The 20,292-nt window shown below is 72.6% G+C and carries 18 protein-coding genes and 1 pseudogene; 15 read left to right on the forward strand and 4 right to left on the reverse strand.

Annotated elements, in window-relative coordinates; translation table 11 throughout:
* Nucleotides 1–45: 45 nt before the first annotated feature.
* On the reverse strand, nt 46–444 hold the full coding sequence (locus tag JEK78_RS14675) for a DUF4307 domain-containing protein (protein ID WP_200259229.1): 399 nt from the start codon (nt 442–444) through the stop codon (nt 46–48).
* 212 nt (nt 445–656) lie between these two features.
* Between JEK78_RS14675 and mca the strand changes: the two genes are divergently transcribed.
* The 3 genes and pseudogenes from mca to JEK78_RS14695 all read left to right on the forward strand — a co-directional run bounded on the left by mca (nt 657) and on the right by JEK78_RS14695 (nt 4,420).
* Nucleotides 657–1,538, forward strand: a complete 882-nt coding sequence (mca, locus tag JEK78_RS14680; protein WP_200259232.1) for a mycothiol conjugate amidase Mca — start codon at nt 657–659, stop codon at nt 1,536–1,538.
* Complete coding sequence (locus JEK78_RS14685) at nt 1,531–1,779, forward strand: hypothetical protein (RefSeq protein ID WP_200259235.1); 249 nt, start codon at nt 1,531–1,533, stop codon at nt 1,777–1,779. The genes mca and JEK78_RS14685 overlap by 8 nt, the downstream gene beginning before the upstream one ends.
* A 534-nt stretch (nt 1,780–2,313) precedes the next feature.
* Nucleotides 2,314–4,420, forward strand: a pseudogene (locus JEK78_RS14695) (thioredoxin domain-containing protein).
* Nucleotides 4,421–4,517: 97 nt separating this feature from the next.
* Here JEK78_RS14695 and JEK78_RS14700 read toward each other — a convergent pair.
* Complete coding sequence (locus JEK78_RS14700; protein ID WP_200259243.1) at nt 4,518–5,231, reverse strand: hemolysin III family protein; 714 nt, start codon at nt 5,229–5,231, stop codon at nt 4,518–4,520.
* 338 nt (nt 5,232–5,569) lie between these two features.
* On the opposite strand from JEK78_RS14700, the gene JEK78_RS14705 reads away from it, so the two are divergent.
* Nucleotides 5,570–7,390, forward strand: coding sequence for a phosphoenolpyruvate carboxykinase (GTP) (locus JEK78_RS14705; protein WP_200259246.1), 1,821 nt, complete (start codon nt 5,570–5,572; stop codon nt 7,388–7,390).
* Nucleotides 7,391–7,655: 265 nt separating this feature from the next.
* On the opposite strand, the gene JEK78_RS14710 is transcribed toward JEK78_RS14705, so the two are convergent.
* Together JEK78_RS14710 and JEK78_RS14715 are read right to left on the reverse strand one after the other, a co-directional pair.
* A complete protein-coding gene (locus tag JEK78_RS14710) occupies nt 7,656–8,066 on the reverse strand; it encodes a hypothetical protein (RefSeq protein ID WP_200259249.1) in 411 nt (136 codons plus the stop codon).
* Nucleotides 8,067–8,162: 96 nt separating this feature from the next.
* Complete coding sequence (locus JEK78_RS14715; RefSeq protein ID WP_200259252.1) at nt 8,163–9,374, reverse strand: pyridoxal phosphate-dependent aminotransferase; 1,212 nt, start codon at nt 9,372–9,374, stop codon at nt 8,163–8,165.
* 250 nt (nt 9,375–9,624) lie between these two features.
* Between JEK78_RS14715 and JEK78_RS14720 the strand changes: the two genes are divergently transcribed.
* From JEK78_RS14720 to JEK78_RS14770, 11 genes are all read left to right on the forward strand, one after another.
* A complete protein-coding gene (locus tag JEK78_RS14720) occupies nt 9,625–10,332 on the forward strand; it encodes a hypothetical protein (RefSeq protein ID WP_242483080.1) in 708 nt (235 codons plus the stop codon).
* Between the two features lie 245 nt (nt 10,333–10,577).
* Nucleotides 10,578–11,915, forward strand: coding sequence for an Nramp family divalent metal transporter (locus tag JEK78_RS14725; RefSeq protein ID WP_200259255.1), 1,338 nt, complete (start codon nt 10,578–10,580; stop codon nt 11,913–11,915).
* A gap of 233 nt (nt 11,916–12,148) precedes the next feature.
* Nucleotides 12,149–13,021, forward strand: a complete 873-nt coding sequence (locus JEK78_RS14730) for a hypothetical protein (RefSeq protein ID WP_242483411.1) — start codon at nt 12,149–12,151, stop codon at nt 13,019–13,021.
* A gap of 71 nt (nt 13,022–13,092) precedes the next feature.
* Complete coding sequence (gene cpaB, locus JEK78_RS14735) at nt 13,093–13,800, forward strand: Flp pilus assembly protein CpaB (RefSeq protein WP_200264178.1); 708 nt, start codon at nt 13,093–13,095, stop codon at nt 13,798–13,800.
* A gap of 9 nt (nt 13,801–13,809) precedes the next feature.
* Nucleotides 13,810–15,060 carry an AAA family ATPase gene (locus JEK78_RS14740; RefSeq protein ID WP_200259261.1) on the forward strand — a complete coding sequence of 417 codons (1,251 nt, stop codon included), beginning with the start codon at nt 13,810–13,812 and terminating at the stop codon, nt 15,058–15,060.
* Nucleotides 15,061–15,221: 161 nt separating this feature from the next.
* The gene (locus tag JEK78_RS14745; RefSeq protein ID WP_242483081.1) at nt 15,222–15,569 is read left to right on the forward strand and encodes a pilus assembly protein; all 348 of its coding nucleotides are present in this window, start codon (nt 15,222–15,224) and stop codon (nt 15,567–15,569) included.
* A 1-nt stretch (nt 15,570) separates the two neighbouring features.
* Nucleotides 15,571–15,939 carry a TadE/TadG family type IV pilus assembly protein gene (locus JEK78_RS14750; RefSeq protein ID WP_200259264.1) on the forward strand — a complete coding sequence of 123 codons (369 nt, stop codon included), beginning with the start codon at nt 15,571–15,573 and terminating at the stop codon, nt 15,937–15,939.
* Nucleotides 15,940–15,969: 30 nt separating this feature from the next.
* Nucleotides 15,970–17,310, forward strand: coding sequence for a CpaF family protein (locus tag JEK78_RS14755; protein WP_200259267.1), 1,341 nt, complete (start codon nt 15,970–15,972; stop codon nt 17,308–17,310).
* 10 nt (nt 17,311–17,320) lie between these two features.
* Nucleotides 17,321–18,406, forward strand: a complete 1,086-nt coding sequence (locus JEK78_RS14760) for a type II secretion system F family protein (protein WP_200259269.1) — start codon at nt 17,321–17,323, stop codon at nt 18,404–18,406.
* Nucleotides 18,407–18,421: 15 nt separating this feature from the next.
* Complete coding sequence (locus JEK78_RS14765) at nt 18,422–19,309, forward strand: DUF5936 domain-containing protein (RefSeq protein ID WP_200259271.1); 888 nt, start codon at nt 18,422–18,424, stop codon at nt 19,307–19,309.
* A 117-nt stretch (nt 19,310–19,426) separates the two neighbouring features.
* The gene (locus JEK78_RS14770; protein ID WP_200259273.1) at nt 19,427–20,203 is read left to right on the forward strand and encodes a response regulator transcription factor; all 777 of its coding nucleotides are present in this window, start codon (nt 19,427–19,429) and stop codon (nt 20,201–20,203) included.
* The last annotated feature ends 89 nt before the right edge of the window (nt 20,204–20,292 follow it).

The raw sequence follows: 20,292 nt of genomic DNA on the forward strand, positions 1-20,292 counted from the left end.
GGCGTACTGGTGTCCGCCCAGGTCGGGGGGCGGGGCGCCCGCCGTCTAGCGGGCGTGGCAGCCGACCAGTTCGGCCGTGGTCGCGCGCGCCTTGGTGCGCACGGTGACGGTCCGGTCGAAGCGGGTCTCCTCGCCCTCGAAGAGGAAGTCGGCCTGACCGACCAGTTCCCCGTCCTCGGCCTGGGAGCGGATCGTGCAGTAGCCGTCGGCGTCGGCGTCCTTGCGGACCTCCAGCCGCACCCGCACGGCGTCCTCGGCGGTCTCGAAGCCGATCACCTTGGCGCTGACGCGGTTCTGGCCGACGTAGTGGTGGCCGAAGTAGCCGATGAGGGCGAGGAACGCCACGGCCAGGACCCCGCCGACGATCTTCAGGGTGCGGTCCGTGCGCGCGTCCGAGGAGCGGCCGTAGCGGCCAGCGGGCGGGCTGGTGCGCGCCGTGCTCATGTCGTCCTCCCGGGCCGGGCGGCGGGCGGTCCCGAAGGGGGCCGGAGACCGGATCCGGATTCCGGAATTTCTGACCCGCCGTGTCGGTCACTATAGAAGCCGGCCGCAGGCCGTTCGCTCGCCGCCCCCCGTCCGCGGTGTCGCCGCGGGGCGAGACCGACCAGACAGCGCCGCCCCACCGGGTGGGCGCCGACCCGACCGAGGAATGAGTCTTGACTGACCAGCTGCGACTGATGGCCGTTCACGCGCACCCCGACGACGAGTCGAGCAAGGGCGCGGCCACCATGGCCAAGTACGTCTTCGAGGGGGTGGACGTGCTGGTGGTGACCTGCACGGGCGGGGAGCGCGGCTCCATCCTCAACCCCAAGCTCCAGGGCGACGCCTACGTCGAGGCCAACATCCACGAGGTGCGCCGCCGGGAGATGGAAGAGGCCCGGCAGATCCTGGGGGTCCGGCAGGAGTGGCTCGGGTTCGTCGACTCCGGGCTGCCCGAGGGGGACCCGCTGCCGCCGCTGCCGGAGGGCTGCTTCGCCCTGGAGGACGTGGAGCGGGCGGCCGGGGAGCTGGTGCGGAGCATCCGTGCCTTCCGCCCGCAGGTGATCACCACCTACGACGAGAACGGCGGCTATCCGCACCCGGACCACATCATGACCCACAAGATCACGATGGTGGCCTTCGAGGGCGCGGCGGACACCGACCGCTACCCCGAGGCGGATTTCGGAGCCCCCTACCGGCCGCTCAAGCTCTACTACAACCAGGGCTTCAACCGGCAGCGCACCGAGGCGCTGCACAAGGCGTTGCTGGCGCGGGGCATGGAGTCCCCCTACGGGGAGTGGCTGGAGCGGTGGGACAAGTCCGACTTCCGTCCCCGGACGCTCACGACGCACGTGCCGTGCGGGGACTTCTTCGAGATCCGGGACAAGGCCCTGCTCGCCCACGCCACGCAGATCGACCCGGACGGCGGCTGGTTCCGGGTGCCGATGGAGGTGCAGCGGGAGGTCTGGCCCACCGAGGAGTACGAGCTGGCCAAGTCGCTCGTGGAGACCTCCCTCCCCGAGGACGACCTCTTCGCGGGCATCCGGGAGAATGCCTGATATGAGCGCAAGCGCAAGCCTGGCAATGACCCACCTCCTCCCGCTCGCCCAAGAGCTGGACGAGGACAAGGTCACCCCCGGCCTCCTCGGTTTCGTGGTGTTCGCGGTGATGGCCCTCGCCGTGTGGGGGCTGATGAAGTCGATGAACCGGCACATGGGCAAGGTCGACTTCGAGGAGGACGCCGAGCCGGCCCCCTCCGCCGCCGACCCGTCGGACGGCACCGCCCGGCGGTCCGGCTGACGCCCCGCGCCACCTCGGCGGCTCCGGTCCCGCCGCGCGCCGCCCCTCCCGTTCGGCCACCATGGCGCCCGCGCGCTCGTCCGGCCGGGCGAGGCGCGTCGGCCGGCGGTGCGCCGGTGGCGGTGGGCGCCGTGCGAGAGCGGCCGGAGCGACGTGCCGGCGACGGAATCGCGGCGCACACCCACGAGTACGGCTCGGGCAGGTCGCCCATCGAGCCGGCCGACGGGCGACTTGCGTCCTGGGCCTCGACGAGCTGCCCCGGCCCGAGGCCGACGCGAGCCGACCGCACCGGCCGGCTCGTCTTCCCGCGGCACCTCGCCGGTTCCGAGCGAGCGGGGCGATGGCCGCCATCGGAGGCCGCCTCCCGCTGAACCTCTGTTGTCCTTGGGATTCCCCCGTGGCCTTCCGCCCCGAAGTCGACCGGGGCGCGGGAGCGTCCCGCGAGGGCCGCGCCTGGCAGGTCCCGTGCGTGCGCTGTCGGCGTGTTGACGGGTCCGTCCCCGCGGAGTGCTCGCGGGCTGTGATACTGCCGTCATGGTGAATCGACTGGCAGACTCCCAGTCGCCCTATCTCCTCCAGCACGCCTCCAATCCCGTGGACTGGTGGCCATGGGGAGAGGAGGCGATGCAAGAGGCCAAGCGGCGCGACGTCCCCGTCTTTCTCTCGGTGGGTTATTCGTCGTGTCACTTAGCCTGACGATCACTGGTGCCACGTCATGGCGCACGAGTCCTTCGAGGACGAGGAGACCGCCGCCCGACTGAACGCGCACTTCGTCTGCGTCAAGGTGGACCGCGAGGAGCGGCCCGACGTGGACGCCGTGTACATGGAGGCGGTGCAGGCCGCCACCGGGCACGGCGGCTGGCCCATGTCGGTCTTCCTGACCCCGGACGCCGAGCCCTTCTACTTCGGCACGTACTTCCCGCCGGAGGACCGCCACGGCATGCCGTCCTTCCGTCGGGTGCTCGACGGCGTGCGGGACGCCTGGGCGACCCGCCGGGGCGAGGTCACGGGGGTCGCCAGGCGGATCACCCGGGACCTCGCCCGGCGTGAGTCGCCCGGCGGGCAGGCCGGGCCCCCCACCGAGGAGACCCAGTCCCAGGCGCTGCTCCGGCTCGCCCGGGACATCGATCCGGCGAGCGGATGGTTCACCGGGGACACCAAGTTCCCGCCCTCCATGGTGATCGAGTTCCTGCTGCGGCACCACGCCCGGACCGCCTCGGCCGCCGCTCTGGAGATGGCGGAGGCGCTCTGCGGCGCCATGGCCCGGTCGAGCCTGTACGACCAGGTGGGCGGCGGATTCCACCGCTACGTCGGCACCCCGCGCCCCGGTGGCCCCCTGGTGCCGCACTTCGAGAAGACGCTCTACGACAACGCCCTCCTCTGCCGCGCCTACGCGCACCTGTGGCGGGTCACCGGTGACGAGTCGGCCCGCCGGGTCGCCCTGGCGACCGCCGACTTCATGGTGCGAGAACTGCGCACCCGCGAAGGCGGTTTCGCCTCCGCGCTCGACGCGGACAGCGAGGAGCCCACGCCGGTGCCCGCGCCCGGAACCGACGGCGACGCAGCGCCGCGCGCCCGGCGCGCGGTGGAGGGCGCCTACTACGTCTGGACACCCGAGCAACTGCGCGAGGTCCTCGGCGAGGCCGACGGGGCGACGGCCGCGCAGTACTTCGGCGTGACCGACGAGGGCACCTTCGAGCGGGGCGCGTCGGTGCTGAGGCGATCCCGCCGGCGAGAGGACGGGGGGCCCGACGCCGACCGTCTCGCACGGATCAGGGAGCGCCTCCTGGCGGCCCGGACCCGTCGCCCCGCGCCCGAACGGGACGACAAGGTGGTGGCCGCCTGGAACGGGCTGGCCGTCGCCGCGCTCGCCGAGGTCGGAGCCTACTTCGACCGTCCCGACCTGGTGGAGGCCGCACTCGCCGCGGCGGACCTGCTGGTCCGCGTGCACCTGGACGACCGGGCCCGCCTCGCCCGCACCAGCAGAGGTGGCCGGGTCGGTGTCAACGCCGGGGTGTTGGAGGACCACGCGGACGTCGCCGAGGGCTTTCTGACCTTGGCCTCCGTCACCGGCGAGGGCGTCTGGCTGGAACTGGCCGGTCTGCTCCTGGATCACGTCCTGTCCCGCTTCAGGGACGACACCGGCGCGCTGTACGACACGGCGGACGACGCGGAGCGGCTGATCCGTCGCCCGCAGGACCCCACCGACAACGCGGCGCCCTCCGGCTGGACGGCCGCCGCCGGCGCGCTGCTGTCCTACGCCGCCCACACCGGATCCGTCGCCCACCGCGAGGCCGCCGAGCGGGCGCTCACCGTGGTGACGTCGTTGGGACCGGCCGTCCCCCGATTCTGCGGTTGGGGGCTGGCCGTCGCCGAGGCGTTGCTGGACGGGCCCCGGGAGGTCGCGGTCGTCGGGCATGGCCTCGCCGACCCCGACACGGCCGCCCTGCACCGCGTCGCCCTGCTGGGCACGGCGCCGGGCGCGGTGGTGGCCGCGGGCGAGGCGGGGGGCGAGGAGTTCCCCCTGCTCGCGGGGCGACCGCTGGTGGACGGCGCGCCGACCGCCTACGTCTGCCGGGACTTCACCTGCCGGGCGCCGACGACCGACCCGGAGGGCCTGGCCGCCGAGCTGTCCGGCTGAGGTGCCCCTCCGGTGCCGCCGGTCGACGCCGTGTTTCCGTGCTCCCCACCCGGCCGGGGCGTCCTCGACGACCGTCCCGCGATCGCCCGACCGGGCGTCAGGCGTGCTGGTAGGCGACCAGGGAGATCCCGACGTAGTGGGTGACGAAGGCAGCCAGGGTGAGGGAGTGGAAGACCTCGTGGAAGCCGAACCAGCGGGGTGACGGGTTCGGACGCTTGATGCCGTAGACCAGGCCGCCCACGCTGTAGAGCACCCCGCCCGCTATCACGAGGACCAGCACGGCGATGCCGCCGGCCCGCAGGAAGTCCGGCAGGTAGAAGACCGCAGCCCACCCCATGGCGATATAGCACGGGGTGTAGAGCCAGCGGGGCGCGCCGACCCAGAACACCCGGAAGACGATGCCCGCCGCGGCGGCGGCCCACACGCTCCACAAGAGCCACTGGCCCTTGGCCTCCGGGAGGAGGAGCAGCGTGAGCGGGGTGTAGGTGCCCGCGATGATCAGGAAGATGTTGGCGTGGTCGAGGCGTCGTAGGACGCCGTCCATGCGCGGGCTCCAGTCGCCCCGGTGGTAGAGCGCGCTCACCCCGAACAGCAGGCAGGCGGTGAGCACGTAGATCCCGCAGGCGATACGCCCCCTCGTCGAGTCCGCCAGGGCGGTGAGGACCAGGCCCGCGACCAGCACGGCGGGGAACATCCCCAGGTGCAGCCACCCGCGCAGTCGCGGTTTGACGGGGTGCGGCAGGGAGAGCGGGATCGGACCGCGGCCGGTGGTCGGCGCGTCCCGGAGCGGCTCGGAGGCGGGCGCAGTCATGCGCCGCATCGTACCCACGTCACCGATGGTCACATATTCCGCTGGTCGGACGATCCGACCCGCGGGACTTTTCCCGCGCGGCTCCCTGGCCGGTGACGGTAAAGGAAGGCCCTGGTGAACCCCAGGGTCCGGCAAAGAATCCGGGAACACGCCGAGGTCCGTGGCGATCCTCACTCCGCTCAGGTGGGCGGCCCTCTGGACAGATGGGCGCGAGCGTCGGATGATCAAATGAGTGCGGTCGGCACCGGATGAGCGCCACGGGGAGAACCTTCACGCGGCATCCGGGTCGCAGCCCCCACGGGGCCTCCCAACAACACATCCCTCACCTAGGAGCAATCGTGGCGCGCGACATCGCGGCTCCCCCCGCCCCCACCCGGCACCAGGAGCTGATCTCGTGGGTCGGCGAGATCGCCGAACTGACGGAGCCGGACAGTGTGGTCTGGTGTGACGGATCCGAGGCCGAGTACGAGCGGCTGTGCCGGGAACTGGTCGACAAGGGCACGTTCCGCGCACTCGACCCGATCAAGCGCCCCCACTCCTACTACGCCGCGTCGGACCCCTCCGACGTGGCCCGCGTGGAGGACCGCACCTTCATCTGCTCGGAGCGCGAGGAGGACGCGGGCCCGACCAACCACTGGAAGGCCCCCGGCGAGATGCGGGAGGTCTTCACCGGCGAGAAGGGCCTGTTCCGGGGCTCCATGCGCGGCCGGACCATGTACGTGGTGCCGTTCTGCATGGGCCCGCTGGGCTCGCCGCTGTCCGCGATCGGCGTCGAGATCACCGACTCCGCCTACGTCGCGGTGTCCATGCGCACCATGACCCGAATGGGGCAGCCGGTCCTGGACGAGCTGGGGGAGGAGGGCTTCTTCGTCAAGGCCGTCCACTCCCTTGGCGCCCCCCTGGAGCAGGGCGAGGCGGACGTCCCCTGGCCCTGCAACGCCACCAAGTACATCTCCCACTTCCCCGAGTCCCGCGAGATCTGGTCCTACGGCTCCGGCTACGGCGGCAACGCCCTCCTCGGCAAGAAGTGCTACGCGCTGCGCATCGCCTCGGTCATGGCCCGTGACGAGGGCTGGCTCGCCGAGCACATGCTCATCCTCAAGCTGACCCCGCCCCGGGGCGAGGCCAAGTACGTGGCCGCGGCCTTCCCCAGCGCCTGCGGCAAGACCAACCTCGCCATGCTGGAACCGACCGTCCCCGGCTGGACGGTGGAGACCATCGGCGACGACATCGCCTGGATGCGGTTCGGCGAGGACGGGCGTCTGTACGCCATCAACCCCGAGGCGGGCTTCTTCGGCGTCGCCCCCGGCACCGGGGAGCACACCAACGCCAACGCGATGAAGACCCTGTGGGGCAACGCGGTCTTCACCAACGTGGCACTCACCGACGACGGGGACGTGTGGTGGGAGGGCATGACCGAGGAGCCGCCCGCGCACCTCACCGACTGGCGGGGCGACGCCTGGACGCCCGACGCGGCGACCCCGGCGGCCCACCCCAACGCCCGCTTCACCGTGCCCGCCGCCCAGTGCCCCATCATCGCGCCCGAGTGGGAGGACCCCAAGGGCGTGCCCATCTCCGCGATCCTCTTCGGCGGGCGCCGGGCCACCGCCGTACCGCTGGTCACCGAGTCCTTCGACTGGAACCACGGTGTCTTCCTGGGCGCCAACGTGGCCTCCGAGAAGACGGCCGCCGCCGAGGGCAAGGTGGGCGAGCTGCGCCGCGACCCCTTCGCCATGCTGCCCTTCTGCGGCTACAACATGGGCGACTACATGGGCCACTGGGTCGACGTGGCCAAGGGCAAGGACCAGTCCAAGCTGCCGAGGATCTACTACGTCAACTGGTTCCGCAAGGACGACGAGGGCCGGTTCGTCTGGCCCGGATTCGGCGAGAACAGTCGCGTCCTGAAGTGGATCGTGGAGCGTCTCGACGGCCGCGCGGAGGGCGTCGAGACGCCGATCGGGACCCTGCCCACCCGGCAGTCCCTCGACACCGACGGTCTGGAGCTCACCGACGCCGAGCTGGACTTCCTGCTCGCCGTCGACAAGGCGGTGTGGCGTGAGGAGGCCGCGCTGATCCCCTCCCACCTGGAGACCTTCGGCGCGCACACCCCCAAGGAGCTGTGGGACCAGTACCGCGCCCTCGTGGAGCGCCTGGGCTGAGCCCGTCGTTCCCCTCCCCCAGAGCTTCGCGGCCGGTTCGACTAGCCCTGACCAGTGATGTCGTCACGAAAGCCGGTCGCGATGGGGGGCCTTCCCCGCTCCCGTAGCTCGATGTCCCGGAGCCCGGGGAAGGCCTCCGCCCCGGGCCGGGTCCCCCGCACAACGGCGTGCGCGGGACCCGGCCCACAGCTTGACCCGGGTCGCGGCGGCGCGGCCCGGTCCCTCCCGACCCACCGGGGTCGCGGCGGCGCCCAGCGCCGCGAGCTCAGTGCGAGACCGGCTCGCGCGATGCCGGGGTGGCGCCGTGCGCGTCCATCCGCTCGGCGGCGAGGATGGCCACCGTCGTGTCGGCGCGGGACGCCGCCACGACGAGGGCGCGGCCGGCGAGGTCGCGGGCGCGCCGGTGCAGGACGGCGGGGTCGACGCTCGCACCGGGGCGCAGCGGCGCGCGTGTCGCGGATCGCCCTCCCCTGAGCCGGGCGACCTCGCCGGCGATCCGCCGTGCCGCGGTGTCCAGATCGTGGGACGGAGTCCGGGCGCGAAGCTCGTCCGTCACCGTGAGGAGGGCCGCGAGGTGACCGGCGAGCTGGATGTCCAGCTCCGCCTCACGGGAGCGGCGGGGGGTCGAGCCGGCCGTCGTGGTGTGGACCGACTTGCCGCGGATCGGCTCGTACATGGGATGGCCTCCTGAGGTATCCAGGAAGCCATCCTAGCTTGGAACGAGTCTAAAGTTGAAATGTTCTCCGAAGTGGTTGGTGGTCCGCGCGCCCGGTCAGCCTTGGGTGTATCCGTCCAGGAAGGTGCCGATCCGGCCGATCGCGTCGCTCAGGTCCGCCTTCGCCGGCAGGGTCACCACCCGGAAGTGATCCGGCTCGCTCCAGTTGAAGCCCGTCCCGTGGACGACCAGGATCTTCTCCTCCCTGAGCAGGTCCAGTACCAGTTGTCGATCGTCCTTGATCCTGAAGACCTTGGGGTCGAGTCGGGGGAAGAGATACAGGGCGCCCCTCGGCTTCACGCAGCTCACCCCCGGGATGCTCGTCAGCAGGTCGTACGCGGCGTCCCGCTGCTCCAACAGCCGCCCACCCGGCAGGACCAGGTCGTCGATGGTCTGCCTGCCGCTGAGCGCGGCCACCACGCCGTGCTGTCCCGGCATGTTCGCGCACAGCCGCATGTTCGCGAGGATCGTCAGACCCTCCAGGTAGGACTCGGCGTGGGCGCGCGGCCCCGAGACCGACATCCAGCCGACGCGGTAGCCGGCCACCCGATACGCCTTCGACATGCCGTTGAAGGTGAGGGTGAGCAGGTCCGGGGCGACGGCCGCGGTCGGCGTGTGCCTCGCGCCGTCGTAGAGGATCTTGTCGTAGATCTCGTCGGAACAGACCATGAGGTTGTGGCGGCGGGCGATGTCGGTGAGTCCGCGGAGCACCGTCTCGTCGTAGACCGCCCCGGTGGGGTTGTTGGGGTTGATGACGACGATCGCCTTGGTGCGGTCGGTGACCTTGCTCGCCACGTCCGCCAGGTCGGGCATCCAGTCGGACTGCTCGTCGCAGCGGTAGTGCACCGCCTTGCCGCCCGACAGCGCCACCGCGGCCGTCCACAGCGGGTAGTCCGGTGCCGGCACGAGGACCTCGTCGCCGTCGTCCAGCAGCGCCTGCATCGCCATCACGATCAGCTCGGAGACGCCGTTGCCGATGAAGACGTGCTCGACGTCCGTCTCGATGCCGAGGGTCTGGTTGTGCATGACGACGGCCCTGCGGGCGGCGAGCAGCCCCTTGGCGTCGCCGTAGCCGTGAGCCGTGGAGACGTTCCGGAGGATGTCCTCCAGGATCTCCGGCGGGCACTCGAACCCGAACGCGGCCGGGTTTCCCGTGTTCAGCCTGAGAATGCGGTGGCCGCCCGCCTCCAGCCGCATCGCCTCCTCGAGCACGGGGCCCCGGATCTCGTAGCACACGTTGGCGAGTTTGCTCGACTGGATCACCTGCATGCCGGTGAGCATACGGCCCGCCTCCGACCCGTGGGCGGTGTTTTCCACCACGTGAGACCTGTGAGGGGCGGCTGTCGCCCGGTCGGCCCCCCGGCCGACGCCGGGCCGGTCGGGGAGGCGGACTTCGAGCCGGCCCGACCGACACCTCCGCGCGGGTGGGGCGCCGCGCGCGGACCCCGGGAAGAGATCGGGCGAGGAATGGCGGGGCGGACTGTGCTCCGCACAGGATCGTCGACCATACTGACCCGCTGTGGAGCAGCGCATAGGATCGAGCAGCCAGCCCCCGGAGGGCGCCGGATTCGACCCGGCCTTCGTCCCCGGGCTCACCTCGCCCGCCCCGAGCGAATCGAGGGAAGCCGAGTCCGAGGCGGCCGACGGCCCGACGGGCCCGCGGCCCGAGGAGGGCGTCGAGGCGGACGCGGCCGTCGGCGCGCGCGAGGCGCGGGGCGCCACCCGTGGCGAGGGGGTCGACGAGGAGCAAGCCGCCGTGCCGGAGCCGGGCGAGACCGCGGCCCCCGACGGGCCGGTCTTCGAGGCGTCCGATCGAAGGGCGCGCATCGTCGCCGACCACAGCGGCATCCGTCTCGGCCTGGACGACCAGGCCTGCGAGTTCCGTTGGGACGAGATCGGCGCGGTCGAGACCGAGACCGCGCGCTGGGGCAAGCGCTTCACGGTCACCGTCCACACCCCGGAGCGCCGCTGGTACCCGATCGAGATCGAGGCGGGCTCCCGCGGCCTTCCCCGACAGTGGGAGGCCGCCTTGGACGAGGTCCTGGACGCCTACTTCGAGGACGGCGAGTCCGAGGAGGAGTCGCCCGCAGACGCCGCCGACGACGGTGTTTCGGAAGGCGCCGGCTCCGACGGAGACCGCTCCGCGGACAGCGCGCCCGAGGGCGGATCCGGGGACGACCGCGCCGGGGACGACGGGGACGGCGCCGGGCCTTCGTCGGACCGCTAGGGACGCGTCGTGGGCCGGTCGCCACATGCGGCGCCGGCCCCCCGGGCGGTGATCGGCCCAGCACGGCCGTGCGGGTCGCGCTCGGCCCCGCCGGCCGTGGCCCTCTCGCACGGGCACAGGCGCCCCCTCGCGGGCCCGTCGCCCCGACCGATCCCCCCGGCGACGCCCCCGGCGCGTGGTGGCATCGAGGACGCCCGCACGCGTGCCGTCTTGTCCCGGCGCGCCGGATGGGCTTGGTTCTCCTCATGGCGGACACCACGGGCGACACCACCGACAGACTCGACCCTCCGGAGCCGGACTCCGGCCGCCGGAAGCCGGGTTGGCGCTCCGTCGGCCCCGGCATCGTCGTGGCCGCGACCGGCGTCGGCGCCGGGGACCTGGTGGCCACGCTGATCGCCGGTGGCGGGTTCGGGTACACGCTCCTGTGGGCGGCGGTCCTCGGCTGCCTGGTGAAGATCTCTCTCGCCGAGGCGGTCGGCCGCTGGCACCTGGCGACCGGGCGCACCCTCTTCGAGGGCTGGGCCACCCTCGGCGCCTGGACCGGCTGGTTCTTCGGGATCTACGTCGTGATCTGGGGCTTCGTGTACGGCGCGGCGGCGATGTCCGCCACGGCGCTGCCGCTGCACGCGCTTTTCCCCGGCGTGATGGGGCTGGAGTGGTGGGGAGTGTGCACCGGACTGGTCGGGCTGATCTTCGTCTGGTTCAACCGGTACGCCGTCTTCGAGAAGGTCATGACCGTGCTGGTCGGTGTCATGTTCGTGGTCACGGTCTCGCTCGCGCTCCGGGTCACCCCGAACGTGGGCGCCGCCGTCGCGGGTCTGCTCCCCGTCGTCCCCGACGAGGAGGGCGCCGTCTTCAACACGCTGGGACTCATCGGCGGTGTGGGCGGGACCATCACGCTGGCCGCGTACGGGTACTGGATCAACGCCAAGGGGTGGTCGGGTCCCCGGTGGATGGCGGTGATGCGGTGGGACAACCGGATCGCCTACCTCACCACCGGGGTCTTCGTCGTCTCGATGCTGGTCGTCGGGGCGGAGTTGCTGCGCTCGGCGAGGATCGCCCTGTCCGGCGGCGGGCAGGGTCTTCTCCAACTCGGCTCGCTCCTGGAGGAGAGGTACGGGTCGGTCACGGCGACGCTGTTCCTGGTCGGTTTCCTCGCCGCCACCTTCACCTCGCTCATCGGCGTCTGGCACGGAGTGAGCCTGCTCTTCGCCGACTTCGTGGAGCGAGGGTGGCCGCGCTCGCGCGGCGGGTCGCGGGGGCGGGGCGAGGGGCCCGCCGCTCCCCGTGCCAGGGAGCGTTCCCGGCCCTTCCGCGTCTATCTGTTGTGGCTGACGTTCCCGCCGATGCTCCTGCTCTTCCGGGGCGAGCCCTTCCGGCTCGTCGTCCTCTACGGCGTGTTGGGCGCCGCGTTCATGCCGTTCCTGGCGTTGACCCTGGTCCGGCTCCTCAACTCCTCCCGCACCCCGCGGGAATGGCGAAGCGGCGTCGTCAGCAACGCCATGCTGGGTCTGGCCGGGGTCCTGTTCCTGGCGCTGGGCGCCAGGGAGGTCCTCGACCAGCCCTGGTCGGACTTCTTCTGAGGGCCCCCGCCGGCCGGACACTCGTGCGACCCGCCCCGGCCTGCCCTGGTTTGGGGCAGGTTGCGCGCGGGTGAAGTTGCCACCGGCCCGCGAAACGATGTTCTCCGGGCACGGGGGCGTGGATATGGTGCTGAGGTAGTCACGGTGTGAAGTCGTCCGGGTGTGCCGGGAAGCGCCGGCGGACCCGCGGGGCCTTGGGGAGACGGGGAGCCGCGTTGCCAACTGCCATCGTCGTGACCGGTGCCGATCTGGCGCTGCCGCCGCAGGACGAACGCACCATGCCCGCCGTGGTGTTGAGCGACATCGACAAGCGCCCGCTGGAGCAGGCCCTCGGCGATGTGCAGGACCTCGTCGATCTGCACGGCCACCTGATCGTCGTCTGTCCGTCGGCCGGCCCGCCCGCCGTCGAGCGTCGACTGCGCGTGGTCCGCTCGCTGTTGGAGAGCGACCGGATCGCCCTCTTCCGGCCGTCGCTGCAGCCGCTCGGGGTCGCCGTCCTCGTCCGGCAGTTGAGGCAGCTGGCCTCCTGTGATCTGGGGCCGGGCGTGCTGGCCTCGGCGGCTCGGTTGCTCACCCACTACCTGCACGCCGGCGCCCTGCTGGGGTCGGTGGCGCGACTGGACCGCGTCCCGGTGGACATGGCCTCCCACGCGCGATCCTGGGTGCCGGGCAGCCGGTTCGCCGTCCTGACGCACCCGGCCCCCCGACTGGCTCGCATCGACACCGAAGTCCGCCTTCCGGGACCGGAGTTCGGCACCTGGCTGTTGGTCGCCAGGGGGCGGATCCGGGCGGACTGGGTCACCGACACGCTCGCCCCCTCCTGGCGGGTCTCGGCGGTGCGGGAGGTCGAGCTGCCCGTCGAATCGCCCCGCTGGTGGGGCACGGAGCGGGTGGCCGAGTTCTGTGCCTACCTCCCCGACCTCTCGGTCCTCTACCAACTGGTGTGTTCCGTGCGGCGGGTCGCCTGTCACTGGTGCGGACTGGACGTCATCGGAGACCGCTGCGTCTTCTGCTCGGCGACTCCGCCGCCCGCCCCGCCGGGCCGGGTCGGCGGGGCGGGGCGCGCCCGGGCCGCCCCCGGGGGAGCGCGCCTGCTCGCCGGGTGAGCGTCCGCGCGACGCCCGCCCACACCCGCAGCCCCGTCCGCCCGCCCAGCCCCATCGAGGTCGTCGAGCGCATGAACTCCCGTCAGCGTCGTGGTGTGATCCTGTTGGCCCTCTCCGTCGTCTGCGCGCTCGCCGCGTTCGGCGGGGTCCTCTCCGTCGTCGACGACGTGGAGTCCAAGGTGGGGCCCGAGGTGAACGCCTACCGCGTCAAACAGGACGTCTCTCCCTATGCCGAGTTGAACGCCGACCAATTCGAGCGGTTCGCGATACCGGAGCGCTGGCTGTCGCCGAACGCCGTCACCGACCTCGCCGAGATCCGGGGCAGGATCGCGGTGACCACGCTCAAGGTCGGCTCGGTCCTGCAGAGCGACATGCTCGTGGAGCGGCCCGCCCTCCGTCCCGGCGAGCAGGAGGTGGCGATCATGGTCGACGCGGCCACCGGGGTCGCCGGCAAGATCACCCCGGGCGCGGCCGTCAACGTGTACGCGACCTTCGCCGGCGAGGGGGAGGGCGAACCGGACCAGTCGAAGATCATCGTCACCGGTGCCCGGGTGCTCGACATCGGGGAGATCACCGCGCTCGACCCGGACCGGAGCAGCCGCGAGCGGGCACCCGTGGACGGAGTCCCGGTCACCTTCGCGCTGTCCACGCTCGACGCCCAACGCGTCACCTACGCCGAGTCGTTCGCCCAGCGGGTCCGGCTCGCCCTGGTCGCCCCGGGCGACGAGACCGCCGTCCCCGAGCGGGACCGCACCTACGAACTCGCGCAGGACAAGTGAGAGGCCCGCATGCCCACGAGGATCCTCCCCGCGGCCGGTGACGCGGACGCCGTCCGCTCCCTGACCGGACTGCTCGGTCAGCTTCCCGAGGTCGAACCCGTGGCCCCGGCGACGGATTCCACGCAACTCGTCGACGCCCTCCAGCGGCTGGCCGCCGACTCGGTCGACGAACTGCCCGAGGTCGTGATCGTGCACGAGCGGATCGGACCGGTCCCCGCCCTGGAACTGATCCGGGACGTCGCCCTCCGATTCCCGGCGACGGGTGTCATCCTCGCCACCTCCGACACCGGCCCCGGTCTGTTCCAGGCGGCGATGGACCACGGCGCCCGCGGAGTGGTCACCCTCCCGCTCGGATACGAGGAACTCGCCAGCCGAGTCCAGGCGGTGGCCCACTGGTCGGCCGGGGTCCGCCGCCACCTGGGCGGGGGCGACCCGGCCGGCGGAGGCGGCGGCACGGTCGTCGCGGTCTGCGGGGCCAAGGGCGGCGTCGGCACCACCGTCACCGCGATCAACCTGGCCCTGGCCGCCCAGGTCTCCGGCCGGAGCACCGCGCTGCTCGACATGGACCTCCAGACCGGCGACGTCGCCGCCTACCTGGACGTCCAGTTCCGTCGCTCCGTCGCCGACCTGGCCACCATCAACGACATATCCCCCCGCGTCCTCGCCGACGCGGTCTTCCGCCACGACAGCGGCGTCGCCCTGCTCCTCGCCCCCGCCGACGGCGAACGCGGCGAGGAGATCACCGACCGGGCCGCCCGGCAGATCCTCGACGCCCTGAGGTCCCGCTACGAGGTCGTCGTCGTGGACTGCGGGGCCCAACTCGCCTCCCCGGGCGCCGCGGCCGTGGAGCTGGCCGATATCGCCCTGCTCGTCACCACACCCGACGTGATCGCGGTCCGGGGCGCCAAGCGGGCAGTGCGCCTGTGGGACCGACTGCAGATCCGCAAGCCCTCCGAGACGACCGTGGTCGTCAACCGGCACACCCGGGGGACGGAGATCCAGCCCGCCCTGGTGCGCCGCATCACCGGCACGGCGGTCGCCGGCACCACGATCCCCGCGGGGTTCCGCGAACTCCAAGGCGTCGTCGACGCCGGTCGCCTGCACACCCTGGAGGAGCGCGGCGCGGTGAGACAGGCCCTGTGGCGCCTCGCCGGCGAGTTGGGGATCGCCGCCACGCCGACAGGCGGTCGCGGAGGCGGTCGTTTCCGGGTCGACCGCCGGCCGACGGGTGCCCGAAGGCACCGGGAGGCCCGGGGATGAGGGCGTCGCGCGCCGCCGCGGGCCGGCCCGGCCACCGGGTGGGACGCCTCGCCCCCGTCCCGTGGCCGGCGCGCCCGGTGTCGAGGCGGCGACCGGCCGGGTGGGCACCCCGCCTCGGGCGGGCTGACGACCGGGGGCAGGTCGCCGTCGAGTTCCTCGGCATGGCCCCGGTCGTCCTCGTCACCTTGGCGGTGCTGTGGCAGTGCGTCCTCGTCGGCTACGCCTTCGTCCTCGCCGGGCACGCGGCGGACGAGGCGGTGCGCGCGGCGACCGCGACCCACCCCGCGACCCGCCAGGGGACGTGTCGCACTGCGGGCCTGGAGCGGCTCCCGGGCGGGTGGCGCGGAGACGCCGAGGTGCTCTGCGCCACGGCCGACGGCCACGTGACCGCCGAGGTGCGCGTGCGGGTGCCGGTCCTCTTCCCCGGCGCGGTCGCCCTGCCGTTCGAGGCGCTCGGCAGGGCGGGGGCCGTCGAGGAGGAGACGGGTGCCGCGGGGGAGGTCGGCTGAGATGGCGCACACCCGTGCGGGCCGGGCCGGGGACCGGGGTCAGGCGGCCCTGGAGTACCTCGGCTTCCTCCCGCTCCTGATCCTGGTGGCGCTCGCCGGTGCGCAGATCGGACTTGTCGCCCACACCGCCCTCCAGGCGGGCAACGCCGCCCGCGCCGGCGCCCGGGCGGCGTCCCTGGACCGCGACGCCCAGGCCGCCTGCGCGGCGGCCGTCGGCGGCCGACTGGCCGGGGGCACCGACTGTCCCGCCGTCGTCGAGGGGGACGAGGTGACGGTCACCGCCGTCGTGGGCATCCCCTCCGTCGTCCCCGGCTGGGACTTCGGGAACGCCACCAGGTCCGCGACGATGCCACGCGACGCGGACGACTGACCGAGGAAGAGGAAGAGGAGCACCGGACGCATGGGGCTGCGCGCGCGTATCCACTCACCCGAGGAGCACCCCGGTCGAGGCGAGGACGCTCACCTGGTCGCCTCCTACCGGACCAAGCTCCTGGAGGAGATCGACCTGGCGGAGATGGGGGCGTTGGCCGCCGCCGACCGCCGGGCCAGGTTGGAGCGTGTCCTCGGCCACATCATCAGCCGCGAGGGGCCGGTGCTGTCCACGGCCGAGCGCGCCCGGCTGATCCGCCGCGTCGTGGACGAGGCGCTCGGGCTCGGCATCCTGGAACCCCTCCTGGAGGACGCCTCGATCACGGAGATCATGGTCAACGGTCCCGACGCGATCTTCGTCGAGCGGGCCGGGCGCGTCGAACAGCTCCCCCTCCGCTTCGCCTCGCACGACCAGTTGATGCAGACCATCGAGCGCATCGTCTCCACCGTCAACCGGCGCGTGGACGAGTCCACGCCGATGGTCGACGCCCGCCTGCCGTCGGGGGAGCGCGTCAACGTCGTCATCCCCCCGCTGTCCCTGACCGGGGCGACCCTCACCATCCGCCGCTTCCCCCGCTCCTTCACCCTGCCCGAGCTGGTCGGGCTGGGCTCGCTCGACGAGCACATGGTGTACCTGCTGGCCGGGCTGGTCCAGGCCAGATTCAACATCATCGTGTCGGGCGCGACCGGCACCGGGAAGACCACCCTGCTCAACTCCGTCTCGGGGCTGATCCCCGAGTCCGAGCGCATCATCACCATCGAGGACTCGGCCGAGCTGCAGCTCCGCCAAGGGCACGTGATCCGCCTGGAGTCCCGGCCGCCGAACGTCGAGGGACAGGGCCGCATCACCATCCGCGACCTGGTCCGCAACTCCCTGCGCATGCGGCCGGACCGGATCGTCGTCGGCGAGGTGCGTGGCGGCGAGTCCCTGGACATGCTCCAGGCCATGTCCACCGGCCACGACGGATCCCTGGCGACCGTGCACGCCAACAGCGCGGAGGACGCGCTGATGCGTCTGCAGACCCTGGCGTCCATGTCCGACGTGGAGATCCCCTTCGCGGCGCTGCACGACCAGATCAACAGCGCCGTCGACGTGGTCGTGCAGCTCACCCGGTTCGCCGACGGCGCGCGCCGGATCACCGAGATCGCCCTGTTGGCGAGCCACGGCGCCGAACCGTACCGCCTGCACACGGTGGCCCGGTTCCACGCCCGGCCGATGACCCCGGACGGACACGTCCACGGCACCTTCGAGCACCACCCCCTGCCACGCCGGGTCGCCGACCGGCTCCACCTGGCCGGCCGGGCCGTCCCCCCGGCCTTCGGCATCGCGGACACCAGCGCGCAGTTGACCACCCGAGAAGCAGGCAGGTAGGTACCGACTGATGGAACCGGAATCCTGGGCATCGGCGGCCGAGGGGGCGTTCGCCGCGACCGTGGCCGCTCCGGCCCGGCCCCACCTCGGCGAGACCGTCGCCGAGCCCGCGGGTGTCGTGGTGTCCCCGCCCACCGAACCGCCCGACCCGGCGTCGGGACTGGACCTCGCCGCCCTGACCACCGGGGCCGCGCTGCTCTGCTGCGTCCTGGCGGTCCTGGGCGCGCACTTCTACCTGGACGGCAGGGCCCGGCGCCAGGCCGTCGTCGACCGACTCTCCACCACCGGTCCCGTCCCGCTCCCCGGCCGGCGCCGCCGCTTCGACGCCCTGGACCGCAGACTGCGCCGCACCCGCCTCGGCCGCGCGCTCGAACGACGCCTCTCGGCGGCCGGACTGGCCACCACACCCGCCGAACTCGCCGTCGTCACACTCGCGGTGGTGGCCGGCCTCTGGACGCTCGGCCACGTGACCCTGGCGCCCTTCTTCGGCCCGATAGCCGGACTGCTCGGCTTCTGGGCGGCCTTTCAGTACCTCGACTGGAGGCGCCGCGACCGCATCGAGCGCTTCATCCGACAACTCCCGGAACTCACGCGCATCCTGGCCAACGCCACCCAGGCCGGCCTCGCCCTGCGCACCTCCGTCGGGGTGGCCGCCGAGGAACTGGAGGCACCGGCGGGCGAGGAGCTCCGGGTTGTCGGGGCACGCCTGGCCGTCGGCGTCTCCCTCGACGACGCTCTCGGCGAACTGGCCCGTCGCCTCCCCTCCCGCGAACTGGAGGTCCTCGTGACGACCCTGGTCCTCGCCAACCGCGCGGGCGGACAGGTGGTCGGAGCCCTGCGGAACCTGACCGAGACCCTGGAGGAACGCAAGGAGACCCGAAGGGAGATCCGTACCCAGCTCTCCCAGGTGAACATGACGTCGTACGCCGTGCCCGTTATGGGGATCGGCTCCCTGTTGCTGATGAACGGAGTCAAGGACGGAGCGCTCGAACGGGTCACGGGTTCGCCCGTCGGACAGGGCGCGGTGGTCGTGGCGCTCGCGCTGTACGTGGCGGGGTTCGTCCTGATCCGCCGCCTCTCCCGGATCGACGTCTAAGGAAAGGAGGCACCCATGGCCCTCGTCCTCGCCCTGCTGGCCGCCCTGGCCGTCGGCGGAGTCTTCGCCGGCGTCCGGATGTACCGGGCGGACGCCAGGCTGCCCGCCGACCTCGCGCTGGCCCTGGAGGTCGGATCCACCCGCGCCGGCCCGGTGGACTCGCTCGTCGACCGCCTCGGCATGCGGTACGCGCCCCTGGTGCTCCGCCTCATGGGACCGGACCGGACGGCGAGAGTCCGCCGCAGGATCGACCTCGCGGGGAACCCCGCGGGCCTGACCCTGGACCGCTACGCGGCCCGCCGCGCCGTGTACGGGTTCCTGGGCGGGGTGGGGTTCCTGGTGTTCCTTCTGCGCGGCCAGTACCTGGTGGCCCTCGTCCTGGCGGCATTCGGGGCGCTGTGGACCGAGGTGGGCATCCGCTCGGCGGTCCGGATCCGACGGGACGAGATCGAGCGGACACTCCCCGACTTCCTGGATGTCCTCGCCGTGGTGGTCGGCGCCGGGCTCGGCTTCCGTCAGGCGCTCGACCGTGTTTCCGGCAGCTACGAGGGGCCCTGGGCCGACGAACTGCGCATCACCCTCCGCCAGATGGACCTCGGGGTGAGTCGACGTCAGGCCTTCGCCGAACTGCGCCGCCGCAACGACTCCGAGCAGGTCGCGATGTTCGTCAGCGCGCTGCAACAGGGTGAGGAACTGGGTGCCCCCATCGTCGACACCCTGGTCTCGCTCGCCCGGGAGATGCGTCGTGCCGACGCGCAGAACGCCCGCCGCAGGGCTGCCCGCGCCATCCCCAAGGCCACCCTGACGATCACCACGTTCATGGTCCCCGCCACGATGATCCTGCTCACCGCCGGCCTGATCCTCGGTTCCGGCACGGACTTCGGAACCCTCACCGGTGAGTAGCGGGTGGGGCGGGTGACCGCGGTGCCCGCGTCCGGGACGGTGGGCGGCCCGACTTCGGCGGACGGTCGCGTCCCGCGGCTCGCCGGACCGGCCCACGGCCGGAGAGGAGGTGACCGGATGTCCGGAGCACCCCTGCGAGTGATCGTGGCCGACGACGACCCGGTCGCGCGGGCGGACCTGGTGGCGCCGCTGTCGGGGGACACCGGCCTCGTCGTCGTCGCCGAGGTGGCGGACGGCCGCGAGGCCTGCGCGGCGACCCGCGCGCTCCGTCCCGACGTGGTCCTGTTGAACGCCCGGATGCCTGTGTTGGACGGCCTGGAGGCGTTGCCGCACCTGGTGCCGTTCGCGGTGGTGCTGATGGTGACCCGCGGCGGGGAGCCGGACACGGTGCGGGAGGCCCTGCGACGTGGCGCGACAGGCTACCTGCTCCACGGCGAGTTCGACGGGGCCCAGTTGGTGGCCGCGGTACGCGGCGCCCGGGACGGAGCGGCCCACTTCACGCCCACGGCGGCGCGGGCGTTGCTCGCCCACCTGCGCCACGTGGAGTCGTCCGCGAGTGCGACTGCACACGCGGACGATGGCACAGAACGGCGCGGGATGCGCAATATGACGGACCCTCTTTCGCAACTGCAACTATCTGTGGGACAGTCGTCGGCGAGGGGGCGGGAAGACCGAGAGAGGTTCCGGCTCAGCGCTAGGGAGGCGGAGATCATGGACCTCATCGCGTCCGGCATGACGAATCGGCAGATCGCTTCGGTGTGCTTCATCAGCGAGAAGACGGTGAAGAACCACGTCAACAGGATCTTCGCCAAACTCCACAGCACCAGTCGCACGGAGGCCGCCGCCCGATGGTTGGGCACGGCCCCGGACTCCCACTTCGGAGGTGCCCGGTGAACCGGGACGACAGCCGCCGCGCCCTTGTCCGGAACTCTGCGCCGCGCGCTCGCCTCTGGGCCCGCGGACCCTTCACGCCCCATGCCGGA

It is taken from the genome of Streptomyces sp. HSG2, assembly GCF_016598575.1.
Classification (GTDB): Bacteria; Actinomycetota; Actinomycetes; order Streptomycetales; family Streptomycetaceae; genus Streptomyces.